General features: G+C 43.4%; 9 protein-coding genes and 1 pseudogene. 3 read left to right on the forward strand and 7 right to left on the reverse strand.

Going from position 1 to position 10,209, the window contains the following annotated elements:
• Positions 1-161 precede the first annotated feature (161 nt).
• Together DS742_RS27530 and DS742_RS27535 are read left to right on the forward strand one after the other, a co-directional pair.
• Positions 162-1,892, forward strand: a complete 1,731-nt coding sequence (locus DS742_RS27530) for an oleate hydratase (protein ID WP_117420103.1) — start codon at positions 162-164, stop codon at positions 1,890-1,892.
• A gap of 208 nt (positions 1,893-2,100) precedes the next feature.
• Positions 2,101-3,774 carry a peptide ABC transporter substrate-binding protein gene (locus tag DS742_RS27535; RefSeq protein WP_170313622.1) on the forward strand — a complete coding sequence of 558 codons (1,674 nt, stop codon included), beginning with the start codon at positions 2,101-2,103 and terminating at the stop codon, positions 3,772-3,774.
• 55 nt (positions 3,775-3,829) lie between these two features.
• Here DS742_RS27535 and DS742_RS27540 read toward each other — a convergent pair whose 3' ends face one another.
• From DS742_RS27540 to nagB, 7 genes are all read right to left on the reverse strand, one after another.
• On the reverse strand, positions 3,830-4,381 hold the full coding sequence (locus DS742_RS27540) for a TIGR01440 family protein (RefSeq protein WP_117420105.1): 552 nt from the start codon (positions 4,379-4,381) through the stop codon (positions 3,830-3,832).
• 39 nt (positions 4,382-4,420) lie between these two features.
• Positions 4,421-4,840, reverse strand: a complete 420-nt coding sequence (locus tag DS742_RS27545) for an HIT family protein (RefSeq protein ID WP_117420110.1) — start codon at positions 4,838-4,840, stop codon at positions 4,421-4,423.
• Positions 4,841-5,008: 168 nt separating this feature from the next.
• Positions 5,009-5,413 carry a bacteriohemerythrin gene (locus DS742_RS27550; protein ID WP_117420106.1) on the reverse strand — a complete coding sequence of 135 codons (405 nt, stop codon included), beginning with the start codon at positions 5,411-5,413 and terminating at the stop codon, positions 5,009-5,011.
• Positions 5,414-5,481: 68 nt separating this feature from the next.
• Positions 5,482-6,492, reverse strand: coding sequence for an ABC transporter ATP-binding protein (locus DS742_RS27555; protein WP_117420107.1), 1,011 nt, complete (start codon positions 6,490-6,492; stop codon positions 5,482-5,484).
• On the reverse strand, positions 6,446-7,306 hold the full coding sequence (locus DS742_RS27560) for an ABC-2 family transporter protein (RefSeq protein ID WP_242996877.1): 861 nt from the start codon (positions 7,304-7,306) through the stop codon (positions 6,446-6,448). The genes DS742_RS27555 and DS742_RS27560 overlap by 47 nt, the downstream gene beginning before the upstream one ends.
• On the reverse strand, positions 7,296-8,126 hold the full coding sequence (locus DS742_RS27565; protein WP_117420108.1) for a hypothetical protein: 831 nt from the start codon (positions 8,124-8,126) through the stop codon (positions 7,296-7,298). The genes DS742_RS27560 and DS742_RS27565 overlap by 11 nt, the downstream gene beginning before the upstream one ends.
• Positions 8,127-8,488: 362 nt before the next feature.
• Entirely contained in the window at positions 8,489-9,223 is a 735-nt protein-coding gene (nagB, locus tag DS742_RS27570) for a glucosamine-6-phosphate deaminase (RefSeq protein WP_117420109.1), read from the reverse strand.
• Positions 9,224-9,340: 117 nt separating this feature from the next.
• Between nagB and DS742_RS29300 the strand changes: the two are divergent.
• Positions 9,341-10,209 (forward strand): annotated as a pseudogene (locus DS742_RS29300) (hypothetical protein); the annotation flags it as partial.

Below are 10,209 nucleotides of genomic sequence, written 5' to 3' on the forward strand. Positions count from 1 at the left end.
AATTATCATGAATAATTCGGGATAAATTGTCTGGTTTTTCGACACCATTTTCCGGGTGTCGTTTTTTTATACATGTATAAAAGCATGTATGGTGACGGAAAAAATGTAGTATGATAATATAAGCTTATCAGCTGATTTAAAATGAGATTGGAGCGTGGCTTATGAAGAAAAAAATGGAACAAAGCAACATGATTAAATTACTTGCACTGGGATTAGCAGCTACAGCAGCGGGAGTGGCCGCCAGGACGCTTTATAAACGGAACGGGAATCTAAAAAAGCTAAAGCAGATTGATGACAGGAAAAATCCGGTGATACCAAAAGGAAAGGCTTATTTTGTTGGAGGCGGACTTGGAAGCCTTGCGGGAGCAGCCTATTTGATCCGGGACTGCAAAATGCCTGGAAATCAGATTACTATTTTTGAAGGTATGCCAATATTCGGAGGAAGCAATGACGGTATTGGCACACCAGAGAAAGGGTTTGTCTGCAGGGGCGGGCGCATGCTTAATGAAGAGACCTACGAGAATTTCTGGGAGCTGTTTCGTTCCATACCCTCTCTTAGCAAAAAGGGAAAAAGCGTGACGGAAGAGATCCTGGATTTTGACCATGCCCACCCAACATCAGCCAAGGCACGATTAATTGATAAAGATGGAACGATTCTTGATGTGAAGAGCATGGGATTTAACCAGAAAGAGCGGATGGCTCTTTTAAGACTGATGAACACACCTGAGGAAAAGCTTGATGATATGACCATTGAAGAATGGTTTGCAGACATGCCCCACTTTTTTACAACGAATTTCTGGTATATGTGGCAGACCACCTTTGCTTTTCAGAAATGGAGCAGCTTATTTGAGTTCCGCCGTTATATGCGCAGAATGATACTGGAATTTTCCCGTATAGATACCTTGGAGGGAGTCACAAGGACGCCCCTTAATCAGTATGACAGCGTGATTCGCCCGCTCGAAGCTTACTTAAGAAAAGAAGGAGTCATATTTGCTGAAAACTGTACCGTAACAGACATTGATTTTGCCGAGGGGGATCAGATCACCGCAAAGGCTCTCCACTTAACAGACCATGGAGTCACACGTGTACTGGAACTTGATGATGACGACATCTGCATTATGACAAATGCATGCATGACGGACAGTGCTACTTTAGGAGATCTCCATACTCCTGCACCAGCTCCTTCTTTAAGGCCGATCTCCGGAGAATTATGGAGTAAGGTGGCAGCTAAAAAGCAGGGGCTTGGAAATCCATATCCATTTTTCGGGGATGCCAGTGAGACAAACTGGGAGAGCTTTACCGTGACCAGCAAAGGAAACCGGCTGTTAAAGCTTATAGAGGACTATACCGGTAATGTTCCTGGCAGCGGAGCTTTAATGACTTTTAAGGATTCCAGCTGGCTTATGAGCATTGTTGTTGCAGCTCAGCCTCATTTTGCCAATCAGCCCATGGATCAGACCATATTCTGGGGATATGGCCTATATACAGATAAATTAGGTGATTATGTAAAAAAACCAATGAAAGACTGTACGGGAGAGGAACTTCTTACAGAACTTCTCTGCCACCTTCATATGGAAAACCGAAAAGAAGAGATTATGGCAGATATAATAAATGTAATCCCCTGCATGATGCCTTATGTCGATGCCCAGTTCCAGCCGAGGAAGATGGTTGACCGGCCGGAGGTGGTTCCCGAGGGTTCCACGAACTTTGCCATGATCAGTCAGTTCGTTGAAATACCGGAGGATATGGTCTTTACTGAAGAGTATTCGGTACGTGCTGCGAGAATTGCCGTTTATACTCTGATGGGGATAGACAAAAAGATCTGCCCCGTTACTCCTTATGTAAAAAATCCCAGGGTATTACTGAAGGCACTGCACACTTCCTATCGTTAAAAAAACAACCATAATGTCTTTGTGAGCCAGACGAATGAGGAATATAAATCGTCTGGCTCTTTGACGCGTTATCGCGCTATCGCCTTACAACATAAGAGTTTGGTGTAAAAAAGCTGATTGCATGATTGGCCCTTTTGTGGTATGCTATAACCCGTACTGTCCTTGATGGACGGACGATATAAAGAACATAGATACGGAGGGAAGCATTATGAAAAAAACAGCAATCGTATTAGCAGCTGTTCTTGTCTCTGGCCTGGTTTTAAGTGCATGCGGAGGTTCCGGAAAGTCCGGCACAACACAGAGCGGCACTGAAAAGACAGAGGCAGCGGCCAATACCTCAACAGGGGGTCTTGACCTGGCAGTACAAATAGGACCGGATCCGGAAACCATTGATCCGGCTCTCAACTCGGCAATTGATGCATCCAATATGATTTTGCATGCGTTTGAGACACTTCTGACATTTGATGAGAAGAACAATATTGTTCCCGGTCAGGCAGAATCCTATGATGTCAGTGATGACGGACTTACCTACACATTTCATTTAAGAGACGGTTTGAAATGGAGTGATGGTTCCGATTTTACTGCTGAGGACTTTGTGTACTCCTGGAAACGTATGGCTGATCCTGCAACTGCAGCACCATATGCAGCGGATATGCTTTCCATGATCAAAGGCTATGATGAAGCTGCAGCAGGAAATATTGATGCCCTGGCAGTTTCTGCACCTGATGCTAAAACCTTTGTAGTTGAGCTTTCTGGTCCTTGTGTATACTTTGACAAGATTATCACTCATGCAAGTATGGCACCTGTAAAGAAAGATGTAGTCGAAGCGAAAGGAGACCAGTGGTCCCTCACACCTGAAACATATATTTCTAATGGCCCGTTAAAGATGATTGAGTGGGTACCGGGATCTCATATCACATTTGCTAAGAATGAAAATTACTGGAATGCAGATAAGGTTACTTTAAATACATTAAAGTTTGTACTTATGGAAGATTCCAATGCTGCTTACAGCGCATATCAGACAGGTGAGGTCCAGATGATCCGTGATGTTCCAACTGATGAGATTCAAAGCCTTAAGGATTCACCTGATTTTCACTTAGAACCACGTATGGCAACATCCTATACAATTTTCAATACCCAGAAAGAACCATTTACCAATGCGAAAGTCCGCCGTGCATTAAGTCTTGCGGTTGATCGCGGTTACATAGCCGATACACTGATGATGGGAACTGCACTTCCGGCAGCTAATTTTGTAGGACCTGGAATCTCTGACGAAAAGGAAGGTTCTTCTTTTGAAGAAGTAAGCCGTACAAACAACGGAGGAGATTATTTCAGCGTAGATAATTATGAAGCAGATCTTGAAAAGGCAAAAGCACTGCTTGCTGAGGCAGGATATCCAAACGGGGAAGGATTCCCTGTCATCGAATACATGACTAATGATGCCGGTTATAACAAACCAGTTGCAGAATACTTACAGAATGCCTGGAGCGAGCTTGGAATCAGAATGGATATTAAGATTGTGGAATGGTCCACTTTCACCCCTACCCGTCGTGCCGGTGATTTTGAAATCTGCCGTGGAGGCTGGGTATATGATTACGATGATCCTTCCAACATGCTGAATCTGCTTTCAACAGAGAGCGGAAACAATGACGGAAAGTATTCCAGTGCGGAAGTAGATAAACTTTTGGCTGAGGCCAGAAATACAGCTGATAAAGCAGAGCATTATAATAAGCTTCATCAGGCAGAAAAGATCATGATGGAAGATGCTGCGGTATCTCCTCTCGTATATTCCAGTGATTATTATCTACAGAAACCTGAAGTAAAAGGAACATGGCATTCTCCTTACGGTTACTGGTACTTTATGTACGCAACGATGGAATAGAGTAATAAAAAAACCTGCTGTACGCGGCAAATACCGCCTGACAGCAGGTTTTTTATTATTCTATGGTATCATCATAGAAGGCGCGGATGCCGCCAATGTATTTCGGTCTGGTACGGGCTGCAACCACATGGGCGGAACCGATATACTGGGTTTTTATACGAACTGGAACTGCCACAGCTTTTAAATGCATTCCAATCAGTGTATCTCCAATATCAATTCCTGCATGAGCCTTAATGGATTCAACTGCAACCGGATGTTCAAAACCATGGTAGGCAGCAAGAGAAAAGGAGCCCCCCGCTTTTAGCTGGGGAACTACATTGACGGGTTCATAATGATAGAATTCTGCCGCTTCCCTTTCTAAAATAAGCGCCCTGTTTAAGTGCTCACAGCACTGGGCAGCCACATAAATCCCCTGTTTATGAAACACTTCATAGATTGCGGAAAATACTGCCTGGCCAATCTCTGCACTGGAATGGGAACCGATTCTGTGATCGGATATCTCACTGGAAGAACAGCCGATGACCACTAAGTCCTTTTCCTTCAAATGTGATGCTTCCAAAAGCTCTTTTGCAGCTTTGCCAGCCTGTTTTCTGATTTCATCCAACATTCTCCGGCACCTTCCTTCCCTGTACAATTATCTTAATGATTATAAAGCTTCACGAATGGCTTCCGCCATTTTCTCATATTCATCATCTGTTAAATATACCTTATCCGGATTCATGGTAAATGTACCGCCCCACTCATCTCCTCCATTGTATTTCGGAACAATGTGCATGTGCAGATGGCAGCCGGTATCTCCATAAGCGCCATAATTTACCTTATCCGGATTAAAAACTTTGTGAATAGCTCTGGACACTTTGGAAACCTCTGCAAAAAATGCAGCTCTCTCCTCATCGCTGATATCAATCATCTCGCTGACGTGATCTTTATATGCCAGAATAACTCTGCCTTTTTTGCTCTGTTCCTTAAATAAATATAAAAAGCCTGTTTCCATCTCGCAGACAGGATAACCGAATTTGGCAACTAAGTCTCCTTTCATACAATATGCGCAGTTTGGGTCTTTCATAATCATGTACCTTCTTTCCAGTAATTTGTTTTTCATTTCTGAATCTATTTTATCAAAATACAGACAGAATGAAAAGAGAGCACAGCAATTATTTTGTCGCATAATAAAAAAAGCAGCTTCCTGCCAGGGCTCTGGTAAGAAACTGCTTGGTTAAAATAGTTATTTGTGTCAGGATCTGCTTTTAATATGGGTTGCCACTTTGACATCCTCTTTTTTGATATGGTTAATCAGCCAGCCTGCAATAGCGCTGTTTACTTCGCCGACAAGTGCAACGGTAGGTCCATCTTTATCAAGCTTCTGACAAATTCCTGCAACTACTTTCTTAAATTCTTCATGGTAACGTTTGTGATTTGCATAATCCGGATACTGGCTCTGAAGCTGAAGTTTCTCCTCGTCCCCAAAATGCTTGGCAGTATAATCCTGTAAAAATTTAGTTGTATTAGCCAGCTCTGCACGGCCTTTGCCGGTGGAACATGCAGTCAGTAAATTGTTGATTGCATCAATGAGCTGACGGTGTTCGGAATCGATTAACTGGTTGCCGGTCTCCAGATCTTTTGTAAATGCGTATGCCATATGTACACCTCTTTCATTTTAGAATTATGTAACTATATTCTACACTAATAATTTGAAAAAACCAACCGTTAATTTTCACGCCAGCTCAAATATAAATTTGCCACCACATCCTCAATGGGAGCCTTTTTAATCTCCACATCGATGATCTGGGGAAAGTCGGAAAGCAGTGCCATGACCTTATGAATTTCCAGTACATTCCGGTCAAACTCGTACTCATGAATTCCGCTGTCTGTTTTTATAAGATTCATTCCGGGCAGAGAAAGAGGTGCCTCCCCCGATGCCGTGGTAAGCACAATCCTGTAAAACCCGCCCATCACATTTCGAAGTTCATCAAAGTTTCCGTCAAATGCAATTCTTCCCTTGTTAATAAGAACAATTCTCTGGGCCATTTCCTCCAGATCGTCCATATCATGGCTGGTAACCACAACTGTGGTTTTGCTCTCCAGGTTGATCTTCTTTAAAAACCGGATCATCTGCTGCTTGGCAAGAACATCAAGACCAAGTGTGGGTTCATCAAGGAAAATCAGCTCCGGACTATGCAGAAGAAGCATGGCAATATCCGCCCGCATTCTCTGCCCCAGACTTAATTCCCTGGCAAATGTTTTTAAAATGTCCGACAGGTCTAAAAGGTCCGTAACCATGTCAAGGTTTTTGCGGAAGGTGGAATCCGGTATGTTCCATACCTGCTTCTTCCATTCGAAACTGGATATCACCGGATGGTCCCACCACAATTCTGTACGCTGGCCGAAAAGGACTCCAATATGGCGCATGAGTTGTATCCGGTCTCTGGCGGGATTCAACCCAAGGACAGAAACGGTTCCCTCTGTAGGCATGAGGATTCCGGAAAGAATCTTTATTGTGGTGCTTTTGCCGGCTCCGTTGGCGCCTGCGTATGCAACGAATTCGCCTTTTTTTACCTGGAGTGATATCCGGTCAAGAGCTGTTACCACCCGCTTTTCCGGATGGATCATATTTTTAATAATATCGCGGGCATTGCCGCTTCGCTGCCACTGGCAGTATTCTTTTGTAATATTATCGATGGCCAAAGCCGGAGTATCTTGGAGAACCGTAGGTTTCATAATGTTTCATTCCTTTCTTGAATGTTATAATTGCTATAATCAGAAATGCTGCCGCTGTTGCAGGCAGATAAAGTGCTTCAGGAACGAAAACTGCTTTTGTTCCGTATTTCCCGGCATTTATTAAAAGTGTGGAAGGAAACCACGCACAGAGGCCTACCGGAATAATGGTCAAAAAGATGTGCTTTTGAAAGCCTCTCATATTTCCCAGGGGATAGGTTTTAATCGTTGAAAACAAATCCTTTCCCACGGAAGCTATCTCCTCTGCAGCAGCAGGAGCATAGAACGCCAAGCAGGAGAGCAGGTAAATAAATGACAACACGATGACTATGGAACATGTGCTGTAAAATAGAAACAGCAAAATCATAAAAGCATTTATTGGCATTTCAGACCGGCCAGCGCCATAATAAGTAAGCGCCATTCCGAAAATCAGCATAGGAGAACCGGAAACAGGGGAAAAGCCCTGTGCAAGAAGCTCTGTCCATATGGGCACCGGCTGGATCATAATGTGGTCAAGCTGTCCCCGCCCGATAATCCTGCTGACCATACCGGTATTATTACCGATAAAAAATACCATATAGATTCCGTCAATGAAGAGGGAGTAACCCATCATAAACAAAATTTCATTTTGGTTCATTCCGGAAAAGTTTTTAAAATTAGCAGATAGCAGGCATACACCCGCAATGGTGCAGCCACCGCTTACAACATCGGAAACCAGTTGAATAAAGAAATAGCGGGTATCCCTTAGAAACCATAATAAATCCATTTTTGCGTATAGCCTGTAAAGCCTGAATAATGTTTTAATTTTATCCGCCAAAAGAGATCATCCTTTCTTTGCTTTTTTCAAATACATATATAGCCAGAACCCATAAAACGACAGCCCAGAAAAACTGGAGTGCCAGAACCCTGATGGGAAAAATGGCAGTACCTGTGTAGATGGTTAAAGGTCCATGGGCAACTGAGCCCAAAGGCAGCAGGGAAAACAGCGTTCCAAGCTTCTCCGGAAATAAGGAAAAGGGGATCATTTCTCCGGAAAGCAGGGAATAAACAGCCTCCCTGACTGCAAGAGCTGCAAAGCAGCCGTTTTTTAGATTCATGGCCAGTGAAGCAAAAAGCAAATCTACCGCAAATCCAATAGAAACTGCCAGTACCAGGCTTAGGAGGGAAAGAATCCCAAGACTTAGAGAAGCCGGCAATGGGCTGACAGACAGAAACGGCGCAAAAAGCAATAATGGAAGACCCAGAAATAAAAAATTGGGAATCCAGAATCTGCCGATGGTTTCGGATATAAAGCTGGCTTCAATTGGCACAGGTCTTAGGAAACGCCCGATCACAGACCCCTCCCATAAGGACGAGGTGGCCGGGGAAATAATATTTAATTCCTGATGTAATACAGTAGACATCAGAGTATAGGTCATTAGCTGCCCCAAAGAAACGTTTAAAGGCAGAGCATTGGTTTTCTCCAGAGCCTTCCAGATAAATGTCAGCAGAACAAACTGGACAATCTGAACAAAGTAGCCTCCGGCTATGCAGAGAAAACATCCGTCAAAGATCTGTTTCGAGCAGATTGATATTGTGGAACATACGGCTTTTGAGAGAAAGCCGCAGCCGGACAGAAACGTTTTTACGTGTTTCATAGGTTATATCCTCCATTTTGTGTGTTATGAATTCAAATTGGATTAACGTCCGTTCAGACTGCCATTTCGAAAAAAACGCACAAAAAAACCCGGTGCGGGAGCATCCGGGCGGAAAATCAACCGAAAAACCAGTGGTAAAAGTAAAAACTACCGGCTAACAGAATAATTTTCAGATGAGACGCTGCCTTTTTCGTAAAAATGGGCGCACTGATACACGGACGCGTCAAAAATACCGAAAACTGCAGAAATATTTACAATATTAGTCCATAATGATGTAGCCTGAATTGAAATATGTCGCACAGCGTCTCACCTCCTTAAAAAAATTTAGCTTATTATATCATTAAAAGAAAACCACGTCAACATCAGATCGTTTCCCACTTAGAAAGTGCTGCCTCATCTGCAACGATTATTACATCCGGATGTAGCTGAAGAATGGAGGCTGGAACTTTTGGTGTTACCGGTCCGCAAAGGGCAGTATGAAGAATCTCCGCCTTATCTTCACCACTTACCATTAACAGAATTTTTTTTGCTCTGATAATGGTGCCGATTCCCATCGTATAAGCCTGGCGCGGAACCTGGTCAGCAGAAGCGAAGAATCGTTTGTTTGCCTCAATGGTGCTTTCCTGTAAGTCAACAATATGTGTATCCTTTGGAAATATATCAGACGGCTCATTAAATCCGATGTGGCCGTTATGACCAAGACCCAGTATCTGTAAGTCGATGCCGCCAAGATTTTTCAGAATTTCTTCATATCTTGCTGCCTCTTTTACTGCATCTGCTTCCATTCCGTCAGGAATATGAGTGTTGGCTTCATCGATATTTACGTGCTTAAATAAATTCTGCTTCATAAAGCAGTAGTAGCTCTGGTCATTGTCTCTGTTAAGTCCCTTGTATTCATCAAGATTTGCTGTTTTTACACGGGAGAAATCCAAATCACCTTTGTGATACCATTCAATCAGCTGTTTGTAGGCACCTACAGGTGTAGAACCGGTAGCTAGTCCAAGAACACAGTTTGGTTTCATAATGATCTGAGCTGAGATGATATTTGCTGCCTTCCGGCTCATATCATAGTAGTCTTTCGCACGGTAGAGCTTCATTTTTTTCATCCTCCATATTTTGGAAAAAATTTTTATTTTATTCTTTCATTAGGATATCATTTTTATGTCATAGATGCAATGGCATTTTGCATAAAATAGTGATAAAGGAGTGGTGGCATGTCTAACTATCGAAGACTAATCTCATATATTTATGCCTATGAAGGCGGAATCAAAGGAAAAAACATCGGATTTGCCAAGATAGAGACGAGAGGAATCCAGTGCAAAATTACGGTAAGTGTGAAAAAAATTTATGTAGGCGGTAACGACATTGGAGTATATCTATTGGCCGGAGAGCAGGAAATATACCTGGGTAATATTTTCATACGAGGCGGTTCCGGTGAATTCAGAGCCACAGTATCCGAAAATGATATTGAACGTTCCGGTTTTAATATGGACCAATGTTTTGGACTGACCATACATGATGTAAAAAATACATGGAGATCTTATACCACTATATGGGAGGATGCAGTCGCCCATGCGGCTGAAGTAGATCTGGAACATACAGATTCTGCAGTGAAAGAGACCTCTGCCATATCGGAAGAACAGATAAAAAAAGCTGTTCAGGAGATAGAAAAAGAGTTCCCGCTGGAAGATGGCGGCAGTCAGGATACGAAGAAAATGCCTCTTAAAACAGAGAATCTGGATTCTCAGAAACAAGAGAATCTTCTCCAGGCAGAAAGTTCAGTGCCAACCGGGAGTGAGCCAAGCCAGGAAACCGGAGAGGCGGAAATTCTCCAGGAAGGTGATGACATCATGCCTGAAATCCAGCAGATGACCGGTTCCGTACCGGAAGGTGGGAATACAAGACCTACGGTAACAGGCCCAACGGCTGGTTGGAGGCAGGGTAATCCACCTTCTATTACCTCACCCATGCCGGATTGGCAGCAAAATACCCGACCAGCAATGACCGGGCCAATACCCGGCTGGTGGCAGGAGCCACGTTCAACCGGACCAATGCCCACAGCGCCGATGCCCACAGCGCCGAT

Origin of the sequence: Lacrimispora amygdalina, from assembly GCF_003432035.1 — a bacterium.
In the GTDB taxonomy this organism is placed as follows: domain Bacteria; phylum Bacillota; class Clostridia; order Lachnospirales; family Lachnospiraceae; genus Lacrimispora; species Lacrimispora amygdalina.